Genomic DNA, 15,687 nt, shown 5'->3' with positions numbered 1-15,687 from the left:
GGCAGCGGCGCGGACGGTGCCACGCGAAGGGAGCGAGTCCTCGCGGACTACTGAAGAATCAGCAGCAGTTGCTCGTCCGCGTGTTCGGCGGGCGGCCGCGCGAAACCGCTGCGCACATAGCGATGCCAGCGGCCGATCACGTAGCTCACCAACAGGCTCGCGCGAATCGCGGGATCGTAGCCGGCGGGCAGTGCGGTGGATTGCGGCGCGGTCTGCGGGTCGGTATGGCCAGTGGCGTGGTTATCGGCACGGGCAAGCGCTTCGGTCTGCGCGAGCCGCAAGCACTGCTTCAGCGATGCCTCGACCCGTTCGAGCATCTGGTTCACGCGCTCGGTCAGCCGTTCGTGCTCGCCGACCAGCGCCTCGCAGGTCAGCACCCGCGTCATGCCGGGATTTTTCGCGGGGAAGTTGAGCAGCATCAGCGCGATCGAGCGCGCCTGCAGCACGCCGTTGCTTTCGTGACCGGTGATCTGGTTGATGAGGCCGAACAGCGTCTGCTCGATGAACTCGATCAGCCCTTCGAACATCTGCGCTTTGCTGGCGAAATGACGATACAGCGCGGCTTCCGACACACCGAGCCGGGCGGCGAGCGCGGCCGTGGTGACCTTTTCGCTTTTCGGCGCCTCTAGCATGCTGGCGAGCGTCTGCAGGATGTGCACGCGACGCTCACCCGGCTTCGGACGCGTTGCGCGTGGCGCGGCGGAGGATGCCGCTGAGGCTTCGTCAGGCTTGTCGATCGGCTGCATGGCTGTCGTCCCCCGGCTGATGTCGTTGGCGGCTTTCGTCCCTACTGTCCCGGCTTGCGTCCCTTCCATCGAACCGCGCGCGCGCCCACTCGTAGCGATTTTAGCGAACGAATGCTGCGGTCGACATAATGCGGCCGGCCGGTGCCCGGCAGGCGCGTCGGTACGCCAGCCGCGTGCGGCTTGCGCGGCAGGTGCCCGGTGATCCACACAGTGCGGATGCCGAGCCGCCGATAGTTCTTCAGGTGCGAGCGCGTGTCCTCGACGAGGATCGCGTCTTTCAGCGACACGTGCGCGTCGCGCATCGCGCGGCGCAGCATCGCGTGATCGGGCTTCGCGCGCCATTGACGGCGATCGCGCATGTGCTCGATCGCGATCACGCGCTCGAACAGCCGCTCGATGCGCAACTCGGCGAGCACCGCGCGCGCGTAGCTTTCGGGCGCATTGGTCAGCACGATCTTGCGGCCCGGCAGCGCCGCGACGAGCCGCGCGACGCCGCGCTCGTGGCGGATCATCGAGCCGAGGTCGGGGAACGTGTGCACGACCTTCAGGAAGTCGTGCGCGTCGAGCGGATGGTGGCGCGTGAGCCCGAGCAGTGCCGCGCCGTAGCGCAGCGTGTAGCCGGTGCGCAGACGGTTGGCTTCGTCGATGTCGACTTGCAGCGCGTCGATGATGTACTGGGTCATGCCGCGATTGATCGCGGGAAAAATGGCATGCGACGCGCGATGCAGCGTGTTATCGAGATCGAACAGCCAGACTGGCTTGCCGCTCGCGATGTCAGGACGGCGGCGCCGCGAAGTGGGGGTGCGCATGGTGGAGGTCTTCAGCCGCTGACGGGCGTTTCATGCTGCGGATGCGGATGCGGATGCGGAGAGTTTGCCGCATCGACGCCCGGGGGCGCGCATAGGCTGCCGGCCGCGAGGTGCGGCACAGGCGTCGCGCCGCTCGGACGCAACCCTGTGCCGGGGATGCCGCAACGCTCAATGCGAGCGGATCATCGTGCCGAATGGCTGTTCGGTCAGGATTTCGAGCAGCACCGAGTGTTCGATGCGGCCGTCGATGATGTGCACCGAGCGCACGCCGCTCTTCGCCGCATCGAGCGCGGACGAGATTTTCGGCAGCATGCCGCCGGAGATCGTGCCGTCTTCGAACAGGCCGTCGATTTCGCGCGCCGACAGGTCGGTCAGCAGATTGCCTTCCTTGTCCATCACGCCGGGGATGTTGGTCATCATCACGAGCTTTTCGGCGTTCAGCACGACCGCCAGTTTGCCCGCGACGAGGTCCGCGTTGATGTTGTACGACAGACCGTCTTCGCCGAAGCCGATCGGCGAGATTACCGGAATGAACGCGTCGTCCTGCAGTGCCTTCACCACCGCCGGGTTGATCGCTTCCACTTCGCCGACCTGGCCGATGTCGACGTACTGGCCAGGCTTTTCTCGATCCGGCATCAGCATCTTGCGCGCGTGGATCAGGCCGCCGTCCTTGCCGGTCAGGCCGACCGCGTGGCCGCCGAAGTGGTTGATCAGCATCACGATGTCCTGCTGCACCTCGCCGCCGAGCACCCATTCGACGACTTCCATCGTCTCTTCGTCGGTGACGCGCATACCCTGGATGAACGTGCCCTGTTTACCAATTTTCTTAAGCGCCTGGTCGATTTGCGGACCACCGCCGTGCACGATGACCGGGTTGATGCCAACCAGCTTCAGCAGAATCACGTCGCGCGCGAAACCCTGCTTCAGACGCTCTTCGGTCATGGCGTTGCCGCCGTATTTGATGACCACGGTCTTGCCGTGATACTGGCGGATGTAAGGCAGCGCCTCGGCCAGAATTTCGGCTTTCAGGGTGGGCGCAATCTGCGAGAGGTCGGGAAGCTCGGACATGGCGGCAGGCTCGGGCACGGAACAGTTAAAACAGCGCGAATTGTACAGGACTGGCGCGCTGCAACCGGGTTTTCGGCAGCGGCGCGAGCGACGGTCGGTGCAGGTTTGGCGGACCGCACCTTGACGGGCCACGGGGGCGGGCAAACAGCAAGCGTAACGCACTTGCGTGACGGCCGTGCATTGGCCGAACGGACGGCTGCACCTAGGCGCATCAGTCATGGCATCATGATCTGACCGATGCCCCCCGGCCTTTCGCGCCCATCCGCAATGAAACCGTCTTCTACCCGTTCCGGGAGCAGCGCGCGCTGTCCGCGCTGCGGCAATGCCTTCGACTGCGGCATGCAGGGCGAGACATCATCTCCGTGCTGGTGCCGTGCTTTGCCGCCGCTGCCGGCAGAGCGGCTGAAGCCGGGGGGCCGCTGCTTGTGCCCGGAATGTCTCGCCGCGGAGATTGCCCAGGCGACACGCGAGGCAAGTGGCGTTGAACGGCCATAAACGCTGCGTTTGCCAACGGCCGATCTGAACCCGCCTATGCACCGCGATGCTGCGCCACCAGCGCTCGCAGATCGCGCGCCACTGCTTCCAGCGCCGGCTCCCACTCGCCGAACCGCGGCTGCCGATACAACGTGGCGCTCGGATACCACGGGCTGTCGCCGCGCTCCAGCAACCAGACCCAATGCGGATTGACGTCGAGCAGCACCCACGTGCGCTGGCCGAGCGCGCCGCTCAGATGCGCGACCGATGTGCATACGGTGATCACGAGGTCGAGCGCGCCGACGAAGGCGGCGGTGTCGTCGAAGGTGGCGAGGCTCGCGGTGTGATCGATGATGCGCAGGCCGGCCGCGCGGGCGGCGGCGACCTCGGCGGCCGCGCCCGGCTGCAGCGAGTAGAAGGTGACGTCGTCGATGCCGGCGAAATGCGCGGCATAGCGCTGCCAGCCGACGCTGCGAAACGGGTTGCGCTGATGCCCGCGGCTACCCGTCCAGGCGAGGCCGACCTTCAGGCGGCGCCCGTCGGCAACGCGTTCGCGCCACGCCGCAAGCGCGGCCACATCGGCGAACACGTAGGGCGCGGCTGGAATGGTCTCTTCGCGGGTATCGAAGACTAGCGGCAAGCTCAGCAGCGGAATTTCATAGTCCATCGGCGGCAGCGATTCGACGCCGCCGCCGGACGAGAAACCGTCGACATGAGCGCCGAGGCTGCGCGCGAGCAGCGCGCCCATCTGCGGAAACGAATTCCACACCACGCGGCCGCCGTCGCGATGCACACGCTCGGCCAGCATCGGGATATAGCGGCTGAACTGCAGCACGTCGCCCATCCCCTGTTCGCCCCATACGAGCAGCGTCTTGCCGGCGAGCGGCTCGCCGCGCCAGATCGGCGCCGGCATCACGGGACGGCTGCCGCCGAGCTCCCTGGAGCCGTCCCAGCGCGCCTCGTGCGATGCCCACCCTTCGGCGTATCGGCCGCGCAGGAGTTGCAGCATGCCGAGGTTCGAGCGCATCGTCGGGCTCTGCGGGGCGAACTCGCAGGCCGTCGTGGCGGCCTGTTCGGCGTCGTCCCAGCGTTGCGCTTCACGTAACGTCAGCGCATAGTTGTTGTGAGCCAGCGGACTGCCAGGCGCGCGCTGCACGGCCTGGGCACCGGCTTCGAGCGCGTGGGGCAAGTCCAGACTCTGGCGATACGCGTTGGCGAGGTTGATCCATGCGTTGCCATCGTCGGGGGCATCGCGAATCGCGGCTTCGAGCAGCGCGAGCCGTTCGCTCAGATCTCCGTCGGTAAGCGTCAGCGCGCTCGCGAGATTGTTGCGTAGCTGCGGCAGCGCGGGGTCGAGCGCCAGCGCACGACGATACGGAGGGATCGCGTCGGCATGCCGGCCGGCCATCTGCAGCGCGTAGCCGGCGCGGAAGTGCGCGACGGCGCTCCCCGCATCGAGTTCGGCAATAATGGCGGCGAGATCGATCGCCTCCGCATGGCGCTTCTGCGCGAGCCACGCGGCGATCAGCGCGTCGAGCGAGGCGCCGTCGAGCGGATGCAGTTTGGCCGCGGCGTCGAGGGAACGGGCTTCGTCCGCCGTGGCGCCGCTGGCTCGGGCCGCGGCGGCATCGCGCATCAAGGTCAGGAATGCGGACGAAGCGTCGGCTTCGCGAATCGCGGTGGGTACCATGAACGGATGGCGCGGAGCAGTCGTCAATGCAGCCTGGCGACGCGCGATGCTATTTCGAAGACAGTCATGTTACCGGCACTCGGCCGCCTGGTCAGCCATGCGGGTCCGAACGGGTAGACTAGGGTCATGCAACGTATAACCAACACCGGCCGCGTCAATCTCGGTCATCTGTTCTGGCTGCGCAGCCTCGCGATCATTGGTCAGCTGCTTACGATCGCGTTCGTGCAGATCTTCATCGGCGCCAATCTGCCGTTGCCCGCGATGCTGCTCGTGATCGGGCTCGAAGTGCTGTTCAATGCGCTCACATGGTTTCGCGTGTCGCAGCAGCGACCTGAGTCCAACATCGAGCTGTTCGGGCAGATCTGGGTCGATCTCGGCGCGTTGTCGGCGCTGCTGTTCCTGTCCGGCGGCACCACCAACCCGTTTGTATCGCTATACCTGCCATCGCTTGCAATCGCGGCGGCCGTGCTGCCGTGGTATCTGATGGCCTGGCTCGCGGCGTTCGCGGTCGCCTGCTACGCGATGCTCAGTTTCGATTCGGTGCCGCTCAATCTCGAGAATCCCGCCAACCTGTTCGACTACTACCGCTCGGGCATGTGGGTCAATTTCATGGTCAGCGTCGGGCTGATCGCGTGGTTCGTCGCGCGCATGTCGCGGGCACTGCGGCTTCGTGACGCAGCGCTTGGAGAAGCGCAGCAGCGCTTGCTCCAGGACGAACGGGCGGTCGCGCTCGGCGTGCAGGCGGCCACCGTGGCTCACGAAATCGGTACACCTCTGTCTACAATCGCGATGTTGTCAGAAGAATTGCGCGACGCGGCGCGCACCGACGCGGGACTCGCTCCCTACCGCGCCGATCTCGAACTGCTCGAGCAGCAGATGACGCTGTGCACGTCAGCACTCGCGCGCTTGCGCAGCCGCGCGACGACCACGACGAACCGTCAGCCGGTCGACGAATGGCTCGATTCGTTTGCCGAGCAATGGCGCCTGCGCCATCCGCACGTGAAGTTCGAGCGGCTCGGCACGCCGCCGGCCGATGTCAGTCTCAACGACACGGTGGCCGTCAGCCAGATACTGACGATCCTGCTCGACAACGCCGCGCGCGCGAGCCGCGATCACGTGACGCTGTCTTGCACGCTCGCGCCGCGCGGCGACCAGATCGTATTCGAAGTGTGCGACCACGGTCCAGGCATTCCGGTCGCGCTGCGCGGCTCGCTCGGCACGATGCCGGTGGAGAGCACGCAGGGCGGTCACGGCGTCGGTTTATATCTGGCGTTTTCGGCGGCGGCGCGTCTGAAGGGATCGATCGAGCTGACCGACGCCAACGGCGGGCGGCCGCGCGGCACGCGTGCGGTGCTGCGACTGCCGCTCGGCGCGCGCAAGATTTCCGGAGCGAGCCCGCAAGGCGCCGCGCCATCCAACACGGAGAAACAGGCATGAGCGAAAAGAATTTTCTGGTGATCGACGACGACGAAGTGTTCTCCGGCATCCTGGCGCGCGGCTTGACGCGGCGCGGCTACACGGTGAGCGAAGCGCACAACGCGGACGAGGCGATCCGGCTCGCGAATCAGCAGAAGTTCAGCGAGATCACGGTGGACCTGCATCTGGGCAACGACTCCGGCCTGACGCTCGTCGCGCCGTTACGCGATCTGCAGCCCGATGCGCGCATGCTGGTGCTGACCGGCTACGCGAGCATCGCCACCGCGGTGCAGGCGGTCAAGGACGGCGCCGACAACTATCTCGCGAAGCCCGCCAACGTCGAGACGATCCTGTCGGCGCTGCAAAGCGAGGCGAGCGCGTTGCAGGCCGAGGAGGCGATCGAGCATCCGCAGCCGCTGTCGGTGGCGCGGCTCGAATGGGAACATATTCAGCGAGTGCTCGCCGAACACAACGGCAATATCTCGGCGACCGCGCGCGCGTTGAACATGCATCGGCGCACGTTGCAGCGCAAGCTGGCGAAGCGGCCGGTGAGGCAGTAGGCCGCGATCGGGCAGCACAAGACAAAACGGGCTGCCTATCCGATATCCGAAGGCAGCCCGTTTTTCATGTATCAGCGCTTGGCGCTGTGACCGCGCATATCACAGCACGTAGCGCGACAGATCCTCGTCTTCCGCGACTTCGTTCAACGCGCGATCGACATACGCCGCGTCGATCTGCACTGTCCGGCCGGAATGATTGCCGGCCGAGAACGACACTTCCTCGAGCAGCTTTTCGATGACCGTATAAAGACGCCGCGCGCCGATGTTCTCAGTCTTCTCGTTGACGGAGTACGCGATCTCGGCAAGACGGCGGATGCCGTCGTCGGCGAATTCGAGGTGCACGTCTTCGGTCGCGAGCAGCGCCTGGTATTGTTTGACGAGGCTCGCATCCGTCGACACGAGGATCGATTCGAAGTCGTTGACCGACAGCGAGTCGAGTTCGACGCGAATCGGAAAGCGCCCCTGCAGTTCCGGGATCAGATCGCTCGGCTTCGCAAGATGAAACGCGCCGCTCGCGATGAACAGGATGTGATCGGTCTTCACCATGCCGTACTTGGTGTTGATCGTCGTGCCTTCGACGAGCGGCAGCAGATCGCGCTGCACGCCCTGACGGGACACTTCACCGCCACCCGCTTCGTTGCGCGATGCGATCTTGTCGATTTCGTCTAGAAACACGATGCCGTTCTGTTCGACGTTCTGCACCGCCTTGGCTTTCACCTCTTCGTCGTTCAGCATCTTGCCGGCTTCTTCGTCGGTGAGCACCTTCAGCGCTTCCTTCACCTTCATCTTGCGGCGCGTCTTCTTGCCGCCGCCGATGTTGGCGAACATCGAGCGGATCTGCTCGGTCATGTCTTCCATGCCCGGCGGCCCCATGATGTCCATGCCGACCTGCGGCTGCTCGACGTCGAGCTCGATTTCCTTGTCGTCGAGCTGGCCTTCGCGCAGGCGCTTGCGGAACGTCTGGCGCGTCGTGCTGCCTTCATCGGCGGTATCGGTCGAACTCGTGCTCGAACCGAAACCGACCGGCCGTGCGGTCGGCAGCAGAATGTCGAGAATGCGGTCTTCGGCCAGATCGCCGGCCTTGGTCCGCACTTTGCGCATTTCGGTTTCGCGAGTCTGCTTGACCGAAATTTCGATCAGGTCGCGCACGATGCTGTCCACGTCGCGGCCCACGTAGCCGACTTCGGTGAACTTGGTTGCTTCGATCTTGATGAACGGCGCGTCGGCGAGCTTCGCGAGACGCCGCGCGATTTCGGTCTTGCCGACGCCGGTCGGTCCGATCATCAGGATGTTCTTCGGGGTGATTTCCTGGCGCAGCGGCTCGTCGACCTGCTGACGGCGCCAGCGGTTGCGCAGCGCGACGGCCACGGCTTTCTTCGCGCGGCCTTGGCCGATGATGTGTTTGTCGAGCTCGGAGACGATCTCGGCGGGGGTCATGGTGCTCATCGATGGGTCCTTACTCGATCGTCTCAATGACGCGGTTATGGTTCGTGTAGATGCACATGTCGCCGGCGATTTCCAGCGATTTCTCCACGATGTCGCGCGGCGATAGCTCGGTGTTGTCGGCAAGCGCCCTCGCGGCCGCCTGCGCGTACGCACCGCCCGAGCCGATCGCGCAGATGCCGCCTTCGGGGTCGAGCACGTCGCCGTTGCCGGTGATGACGAGCGTGGTGGTCGCGTCCGCGGTGATCAGCATCGCTTCGAGACGACGCAGCATGCGATCGGTGCGCCAGTCTTTCGCGAGCTCCACGGCCGCGCGCGTCAGATTGCCCTGATGTTTTTCGAGCTTCGCCTCGAAGCGGTCGAGCAGCGAGAAGGCATCCGCCGTGCCGCCGGCGAAGCCGACCAGCACCTTGCCGTTATAGATGCGCCGGACCTTCTTCGCGCCGCCTTTCATGACGATGTTGCCGAGCGTCACCTGGCCGTCGCCGCCGAGCGCCACCTTGTTGCCGCGGCGCACGGAAACGATCGTCGTGCCGTGAAATTGCTCCATATGCGTTCCTCTTTGCAAAACGGGTAGGACGCGGCAGCGCTGCGCGCTACCGCATGAATCCAGTCAGCGGACGGCGCGCCGGCTGGCGCGCTCGTGAGCGCATGTCCGATCTATTTTAGGGCGGGCGCGGTCATATCAAGATCCGCCGGAAGGCCTAGGGAGAAAAACTGAAAATCCGCTCAGGAAGCCTGAGAAACGAGGCGGGAACGCGAGGCGGGACGGGAGGGATGGCGGAGCTTGCGCGGATGTCGCGCAAAAAGAAAAGGCGCACGGTTCACCGTGCGCCTCTAGACGAAGCAGCGTATTCAGTGCGCCAGGCCGAAGCCGCGCCTCAGCTAATCAGTCGCCGAACAGTTTCTGGCGCAGTTCGCGGCGCTCTTGTGCTTCGAGCGACAGCGTGGCTGTAGGCCGTGCGAGCAGACGCGGAATGCCGATCGGCTCGCCGGTTTCTTCGCACCAGCCGTAGTCGCCCGCCTCGATGCGCGCGATCGATTGCTGCACCTTCTTCAGCAGCTTGCGTTCGCGGTCGCGCGTGCGCAGTTCGAGCGCATGCTCTTCCTCGATCGTGGCGCGATCGGCCGGGTCCGGCACGATGACCGTTTCACGCAGGTTCTCGGTCGTCTGGCCAGCATTGCGGAGAATGTCCGCCTGCAACTGTTCGAGCCTGTTCTTGAAGAAGGCGAGCTGATCCTCATTCATGTAATCCTTGTCGCTCATCTTCAGGATTTCGGCTTCGGTCAAGAGTCGTTTCGTCGTCATCTGGCTTACTTCTTCAATGTGAGGCAAAACTCATAGTGCCCGCACTTTCGTATTGCCCGCAAACGCGTCGCGTGGACGCGCGGCGCAGGGTGGTCACGAACGTTGGGCTGTCGTGACGCCGAAGCGCCTGGCATCCACACACACCGGGCGTTGCTAGCTACGCCGCTGCGGGGCCGAACTCCTCTGGAAACCGATTCACACATGCTCCTGAGGCATCGCTCGCCGACAAGCGCTTGCCCTTTCAGGCCGTGCCCGCCAGCGTTTTCGGCGTGTCTCCGGACAAGATTTTCCGGCGCCGTTTCAGGCCCGTCGCGGGATACGCGCGACCGGGCAATTCGTTGTCATTCTCCAGTGGGCACGTATTGTAACTGAATCACAATCCGGCACCGCAACTGCCGAAATTCCGCCTGCGGTGCAGCGATATCCCGAAAATATAACGCGCACAAAGCCAAAAAGCGATGGTCGTGCACGCTTTAATGCAGCAGGGTTTTCACGCGGTTTTCACATAGCCGGCAATCGCACGGTCTCGGTGCCGCGGCATCGCAGTTTCTGCAGAGGATTCACGCCCGCGCAGTCGGCGTCGCGCGTCTCGGCGCAATAGAACTAGCACGACGCATGCCGCGCTATGCGCGGCGTGTCGTGGGCCTTCTACGGGGTTTGCTGGTGCGACGGCGCTGCGCCCGCTCAGGCGAGGCAGGCGTCGAGACCGTCGGTGATCAGGTCGCGCGGCAGTTCGATGCCGATGAACACCATCTTGTTGGTCTTCTTCTCGGCCGGTTGCCATTTCGCGGCGAGGTCGCTGCCCATCATTTGATGCACGCCCTGGAACACGACCTTGCGATCGACGCCCTTCATGTACAGCACGCCCTTGTAGCGCAGCAGGTGCTCGCCGTAGATCTGCAGAATGCCGCCGAGGAAGTCCTCGAGCTTGTTCGGATCGAACGGACGATCGCTGCGGTACACGAACGACTTGATCTTGTCGTCGTGATGCGCGTGGTGGTGATGCCCATGATCGTGGCCTTCGTGATCGCAATGGCCATGGTCGTGATCGCAGTTCGCGTGATCGTGGTCATGGTCGCCGTGCGTGTGGCCGTGTTCGTCGTGCGCATGCGCGTGGCTGTGCGCGTGTTCGTCTTCGGCGAGGAAGTCCGGGTCGATTTCGAGCTTCGAGTTCAGGTTGAAGCCGCGCAGATCGAAAATTTCCTTGATGTCCGCTTCGCCGAAATTGACGACCCTGATCGCCGCCTTCGGGTTCATGTGCAGCAGACGGTGACGCAGATCGCCCACCTGCCGCTCATCGACGAGATCGGCCTTGGTGATGAAGAGGCGGTCGGCAAAACCGACCTGGCGCTGCACCACTTCGTGCTCGTCGAGCTGACGGTCCGCGTGCTTCGCATCGACCAGCGTGATGATCGCGTCGAGCAGGAATTCGCTCGCGATCTGATCGTCCATGAAGAAGGTTTGCGCGACCGGGCCTGGATTTGCGAGGCCGGTGGTTTCGATCACGACACGATCGAAGTCCACTTCGCCCGCCTGCTTCTTCGCGGCCAGATCGTTGAGCACGCGCGACAGGTCGCCGCGAATCGTGCAGCAGATGCAGCCGTTGCTCATCTGGATGATCTGCTCGCTCGTGTCCTGCACGAGGATCTCGTTGTCGATGTTCTCTTCGCCGAACTCGTTCTCGATGACGGCGATCTTCATGCCGTGCTTTTCGTTCAGGATGCGCTTGAGCAGGGTGGTTTTACCGCTGCCGAGAAAGCCGGTCAGGATGGTGACTGGAATCATGTGGGTCGCCTGTAAGTCGTGAAACGGTGCGTGATCGAACGCTAGCGCAAGGCTAGCCAGAAGCGTGAGGCCGGCCGCCGCAGCCAGATGGCGCGGCCCTGTCCAGCCGGTTATTGAAACATATTTGCCTGGCGGGCGCAGGGGCGGCCGCCTTGCGGCCGGCTGATGTCCGGCCGCGCGGAGGCTGGCCGCTGCCGCCGCCGGCACGCGCAATTGCCCACGAAATATGGGCGATCAGGCGATTTGCAACAGCAGGCCCTTCAGATACTCCCCTTCGGGGAATGCCGTGAGCAGCGGATGATCGACGCCCGCGCCGAGCCGCTTCAGGATGCGTGCGTCGACGCGGGCGTCGGCGGCGGCGCCGGACACGATCTTCTGGAACAGTTCGGGATCGATCGCGCCCGAGCACGAGTAGGTGAACAGCAAACCGCCCGGACGCAGCAGCCTCAGGCCCGTCAGATTGATGTCCTTGTACGCGCGCGACGCGCGGTCCACGTGCTCGCGCGATGGCGCGAACTTCGGCGGATCGAGCACGATCAGGTCGAAACGTTCGCCCTCGTCGTAGAGGCGCCGCAGTGTCTTGAACGCGTCGGCGTCGAGCCAGCTCGCGCGATCGGCGTCGAAGCCGTTGGCCGCGACGTTCTGCTGCGCGAGCGCGAGCGCTTCACCCGACGAATCGACCGACACCACGCGCTTCGCACCACCCTTGAGCGCCGCGAGTGAAAAGCCGCCGGTGTAGCAGAAGCAGTTCAGCACGTCGCGATCTTTCGCGAACTGCTGCACGAGCAGGCGGTTATCGCGCTGATCGACATAGAAGCCGGTCTTGTGGCCGTTGCGCACGTCGACGTGATAGCGCACGCCGTTTTCGCTTGAGATCAGCTGCTCCGAAGGCGGCTCGCCCGCGAGCACACCGGTGACCTGTTCGAGTCCTTCCTTCTGACGGATCGACACGTCCGAGCGCTCGTAGACGTTCGGGCAGCCGGTCGCGCCGATCAGCGCCGCGACGATCGCGTCCTTCCACGCCTCGACGCCGGCCGCCATGAACTGACAGACGATCTGGCTGCGCTGACCCGCGTCCTCGGCGACGTAGTAATCGACGATCAGGCCCGGCAGACCGTCCGCCTCGCCGAAGATCAGTCGCACGGCGCCGGTGTCGCGAACCATCGCCTGACGATGCGCGAACGCGCGCTGCACGCGGCGCTTGAAGAACGCGTGATCGATCGGCTCGGCTTCGTCGAAGCTCCACACGCGTGCGCGGATTTGCGAGTGCGGGCTGTAGGCGGCGCGCGCGAGGAAGCGGCCATCGTGCGCGCGCACGAGCACGGTCGCGCCGGGCGCGGGGCGGCCGTCGACATGTTCGATCGCATTCGCATAGACCCACGGATGGCGGCGCAGCAGCGATTTTTCTTTCGACGGTTTGAGCGTAACGGTATTCATCAGGTGTCGGTCAGGTACAAGCGATGGCGGCGCGTCGTGGCGCGCGGCGGCAGTCGCGTGATCAGTTGCGTTTCTTTGCGCGAGGATGCGCGCTGTCGTAGACGTGGGCGAGGTGCTGGAAATCGAGGCCCGTATAGACCTGCGTCGCGGTGATGCTCGCGTGTCCGAGCAACTCCTGCACGGCGCGCAGATCGCCGCTCGACTGCAGCACGTGCGTCGCGAACGAATGGCGCAGCACGTGCGGATGCACGTTGGCAGGAATGCCGGCCGCGAGCGCCGCGCGCTTCACGCGCTCGCGCACGACGTTCGGCGACAGCCGGTTGCCGCGCGCCGACAGGAAGAGCGGATGAGGATCGTGGCGGACGATCCGTTCGCGCACCGCGAGCCATGCATTCAGCGCCGCGACCGCCTTGCTGCCCACCGGCACGACGCGGCGCCGGTTGCCTTTGCCGAGCACTTCGACTTCGCCGGAATCGAGCTTCAGCCAGCCGGCCGAGCGATAACCGTCGATGTCGGCGAAACGCACGTCGAGGCCGACCAGTTCGGCGAGGCGCAGGCCCGACGAGTAGAACAGCTCGAGCATCGCGTGATCGCGCAGGCCTTCGGGGGAGTCGGCGGGCGCGCTGTCCATCAGGCGCGCGGTGTCGTCGACGGAAAGCGCCTTCGGCAGCGTTTTCGCCTGCTTCGGCGCGCGCACCGCGGCGACCGGATTGGCCGGCAGCTCGATTTGGCCCGCAAGCCAGCGATAAAACGCGCGCCACGCCGACAGCCGATGGCCGATCGACCGCGCGGTGAGGCCGCCCGCATGCGCGCGCGCGACGGCGCCGCGGATGTCGACGGCGGTGAGACTTTCGAGCGCTCGGCCTTTGGCGAGCAGCTTCAGTTCCGCGAGCTCATGCGTATAGCCGCGCAGCGTATGCTCCGACAGCCGCCGCTCGTGCTCGAGATGCGAGAGATAGGCGGCGATCGGGTCGGCGGCGGTCACGGTGGGCGGTGACGTTGCGTGGCTCAGCGCGGCAGCAGCCGGCTCAGCGCGGCGCTCGCGAGCGCGCCGATCTGCGTGAGGAAATCGGTGGCCATGCCTTCGTGGAAGCGTCGCGGGTCGGACGAGCCCATCACGAGCAGGCCGAACGTCGGCGCGTCTTCAGCACCTTCGGGGTCGCGCAGCGCAAGCAGCGCGATCGATTCGGTGGTCTGCGCCGTTTCGCTCGATGGGGCGCTGGGGTCGTCGGTCGCGCTTGCCGGCGGGTTGGCTGCGCCGTTGGACGCGCTCGCCGCCTGCGGGAGCCATTGCGCGGCCTCGAAGCCGGTGTTCGCGCCGCAGTACGGCGTGCTCAGGCTGCCCGCGAAAATCCGCACTTCCTCGCTGACGTGGCGCGCGAAGTCGGCTTGCGCATACGGCTCGGCGACGTCCCACACACGCAATGCCGCTTGCGGCACGTCGAAGATATCGAGCAGACCGCCGGCGATCGTGCGCGGCAGCGCATACGGATCGCGCTCAGCCATCACGCGGATGGTCCAGCGGTTGAACTTCGCCGTGATGCTGTCGTTCTCGTGACCGTAGCGCAGCAGTTCGGCCAGACGCCGTTCGAGATGCTTGTTCTTGTCGCGCAGCATCTCCATTTGCCGCTCCTGCAGCGACACCGCGGCTTTGCCGTGCGGGTTCGCGAGCCGGATGGTCGCGAGCGTTTCCGCGTGTTCGACGAAGAATTCGGGATTGGCGAGCAGATATTCGGCGACTTCGCGATCGTTCATGGTTTCGGCGTGAGGACTACGGGATGGCCGCCTCGCGGCGGCGCATAGGTCAATGAGTTAGACGGAGGGCGCCACGGCGGCCGGGCTGGACGGATTGTGCTGCGACGAGTCGGGCGATGCGCTCGACGCCTCTTCTGCCAACTCGATCTCCCCTTCGAAGACGGTGGCCGCGGGGCCGGCCATCAGCAGCGGCGCGCCTGGTTGCGCGATGTCCCAAGTGATCGTCAGATCGCCGCCGTGCGTGTGCACGAGCACCGGCGAATCCAGCAGCCCGCGCCGGATACCGGCCGCGGCCGCCGCGCACGCGCCGGTGCCGCACGCGAGCGTTTCGCCCGCGCCGCGTTCGTAGACGCGCAGCCTGATCTCGTTGCGGTTGACGATCTGCATGAAGCCCGCATTGACCCGCTGCGGGAAGCGCGTGTGCCGCTCGATGGCCGGACCTTCGACCAGCACAGGGAACGCCTCGGCATCGTCGACGACCTGCACCGCATGCGGGTTGCCCATCGACACCACCGACATCCAGCGCGTCGTGCCGTTCACGTCGAGCGGCCAGAGCGTGTCCGCGCCTTCGCGGCGGCCTTGCAGACCTTTGGTCGCGAACGGCACGAGTTCGGGATCGAACACGGGCGTGCCCATGTCGACGATCACCTCGCCGTTGTCCTGCATCGTCAGCGTGATCGTGCCTTTCTGGACTTGCACGCGCACGCTGCGCTGGTCGGTGAGACCGCGCTCGCGCACGAACTTGACGAAGCAGCGCGCGCCGTTGCCGCAATGTTCGACCTCGCCGCCGTCGCAATTGAAGATGCGATATCTGAAATCGACGCCTTCGACGGTCGGCTTTTCGACCAGCAGCAACTGGTCGGCACCGACGCCGAAATGGCGATTCGCGAGCGCGCGCACCTGCGCCGTGGTCAGTTCAAGCGGTTGGGTATAGCCGTCGAGCACGACGAAGTCGTTACCCGCGCCGTGCATTTTGGTGAATTTGAGCTTCACGTTTTTCGTGTATCCGTTGCTGCGTAGGGCTTCGCGCGTGCGGGCGGAGCCGAAAATCCGGGCCTTGCCGGCTGTTGGGTGAATCACCCTTTCGAGCCGTGCTGGGCCAATAGCAGATGATACACGTTGGCCCATCGGAAACGGTATGGCGGGCAAGGAGCCTGGATGCCGCCTCACGTGCACTCATCGACGTGCTCCGACT

Annotated in this window: 15 protein-coding genes; 3 read left to right on the top strand and 12 right to left on the bottom strand. The window is 65.2% G+C overall.

All coding sequences use genetic code 11. The annotated features are described in order from the left end of the window. Window positions 1-47: 47 nt before the first annotated feature. The 3 genes from slmA to argB form a co-directional block, all read right to left on the bottom strand. On the bottom strand, window positions 48-746 hold the full coding sequence (gene slmA, locus QFZ91_RS14425) for a nucleoid occlusion factor SlmA (RefSeq protein ID WP_429567613.1): 699 nt from the start codon (window positions 744-746) through the stop codon (window positions 48-50). 41 nt (window positions 747-787) lie between these two features. Then, window positions 788-1,555 carry a pyrimidine 5'-nucleotidase gene (locus QFZ91_RS14420; RefSeq protein WP_429567612.1) on the bottom strand — a complete coding sequence of 256 codons (768 nt, stop codon included), beginning with the start codon at window positions 1,553-1,555 and terminating at the stop codon, window positions 788-790. Window positions 1,556-1,723: 168 nt separating this feature from the next. After that, window positions 1,724-2,623: an acetylglutamate kinase gene (gene argB / locus QFZ91_RS14415; RefSeq protein WP_013088074.1), complete on the bottom strand. Its 900-nt coding sequence runs from the start codon at window positions 2,621-2,623 to the stop codon at window positions 1,724-1,726. 237 nt (window positions 2,624-2,860) lie between these two features. On the opposite strand from argB, the gene QFZ91_RS14410 reads away from it, so the two are divergent. Beyond that, entirely contained in the window at window positions 2,861-3,118 is a 258-nt protein-coding gene (locus tag QFZ91_RS14410) for a cysteine-rich CWC family protein (RefSeq protein ID WP_429567611.1), read from the top strand. A 34-nt stretch (window positions 3,119-3,152) separates the two neighbouring features. On the opposite strand, the gene QFZ91_RS14405 is transcribed toward QFZ91_RS14410, so the two are convergent. After that, complete coding sequence (locus QFZ91_RS14405) at window positions 3,153-4,787, bottom strand: tetratricopeptide repeat protein (protein WP_429568646.1); 1,635 nt, start codon at window positions 4,785-4,787, stop codon at window positions 3,153-3,155. 126 nt (window positions 4,788-4,913) lie between these two features. Here QFZ91_RS14405 and QFZ91_RS14400 point away from each other — a divergent pair, with 126 nt between their 5' ends. Together QFZ91_RS14400 and QFZ91_RS14395 are read left to right on the top strand one after the other, a co-directional pair. After that, on the top strand, window positions 4,914-6,224 hold the full coding sequence (locus QFZ91_RS14400; protein ID WP_429567610.1) for an ATP-binding protein: 1,311 nt from the start codon (window positions 4,914-4,916) through the stop codon (window positions 6,222-6,224). Beyond that, window positions 6,221-6,763: a response regulator transcription factor gene (locus tag QFZ91_RS14395; protein ID WP_013088076.1), complete on the top strand. Its 543-nt coding sequence runs from the start codon at window positions 6,221-6,223 to the stop codon at window positions 6,761-6,763. Before QFZ91_RS14400 ends, QFZ91_RS14395 begins: the two co-directional genes overlap by 4 nt. A 99-nt stretch (window positions 6,764-6,862) precedes the next feature. Here the strand turns inward: QFZ91_RS14395 and hslU are convergent, their stop codons facing one another. From hslU to dapF, 8 genes are all read right to left on the bottom strand, one after another. Next, complete coding sequence (hslU, locus tag QFZ91_RS14390) at window positions 6,863-8,209, bottom strand: ATP-dependent protease ATPase subunit HslU (RefSeq protein ID WP_176109812.1); 1,347 nt, start codon at window positions 8,207-8,209, stop codon at window positions 6,863-6,865. 10 nt (window positions 8,210-8,219) lie between these two features. After that, window positions 8,220-8,756 (bottom strand): ATP-dependent protease subunit HslV, encoded by a 537-nt coding sequence (gene hslV / locus QFZ91_RS14385; RefSeq protein WP_368594914.1) that lies wholly within the window; start codon window positions 8,754-8,756, stop codon window positions 8,220-8,222. A gap of 339 nt (window positions 8,757-9,095) precedes the next feature. Next, window positions 9,096-9,515 (bottom strand): RNA polymerase-binding protein DksA, encoded by a 420-nt coding sequence (gene dksA / locus QFZ91_RS14380; RefSeq protein WP_008923580.1) that lies wholly within the window; start codon window positions 9,513-9,515, stop codon window positions 9,096-9,098. A gap of 684 nt (window positions 9,516-10,199) precedes the next feature. After that, window positions 10,200-11,300, bottom strand: a complete 1,101-nt coding sequence (locus QFZ91_RS14375) for a CobW family GTP-binding protein (protein WP_429484047.1) — start codon at window positions 11,298-11,300, stop codon at window positions 10,200-10,202. Between the two features lie 234 nt (window positions 11,301-11,534). Then, complete coding sequence (locus QFZ91_RS14370) at window positions 11,535-12,737, bottom strand: class I SAM-dependent rRNA methyltransferase (protein ID WP_368716810.1); 1,203 nt, start codon at window positions 12,735-12,737, stop codon at window positions 11,535-11,537. Between the two features lie 61 nt (window positions 12,738-12,798). After that, complete coding sequence (gene xerC, locus QFZ91_RS14365; RefSeq protein WP_429567609.1) at window positions 12,799-13,722, bottom strand: tyrosine recombinase XerC; 924 nt, start codon at window positions 13,720-13,722, stop codon at window positions 12,799-12,801. Between the two features lie 23 nt (window positions 13,723-13,745). Then, complete coding sequence (locus QFZ91_RS14360) at window positions 13,746-14,492, bottom strand: DUF484 family protein (protein WP_429567608.1); 747 nt, start codon at window positions 14,490-14,492, stop codon at window positions 13,746-13,748. Between the two features lie 57 nt (window positions 14,493-14,549). Continuing rightward, window positions 14,550-15,485 carry a diaminopimelate epimerase gene (gene dapF / locus QFZ91_RS14355; RefSeq protein ID WP_176122340.1) on the bottom strand — a complete coding sequence of 312 codons (936 nt, stop codon included), beginning with the start codon at window positions 15,483-15,485 and terminating at the stop codon, window positions 14,550-14,552. Window positions 15,486-15,687: the final 202 nt, after the last annotated feature.

The organism is Paraburkholderia sp. JPY419 (assembly GCF_050435705.1).
Taxonomy (GTDB): Bacteria; Pseudomonadota; Gammaproteobacteria; order Burkholderiales; family Burkholderiaceae; genus Paraburkholderia; species Paraburkholderia youngii.
The sequence above is the reverse complement of the archived record's forward strand: the minus strand, read 5'-3'. Positions and strand labels throughout refer to the sequence as shown.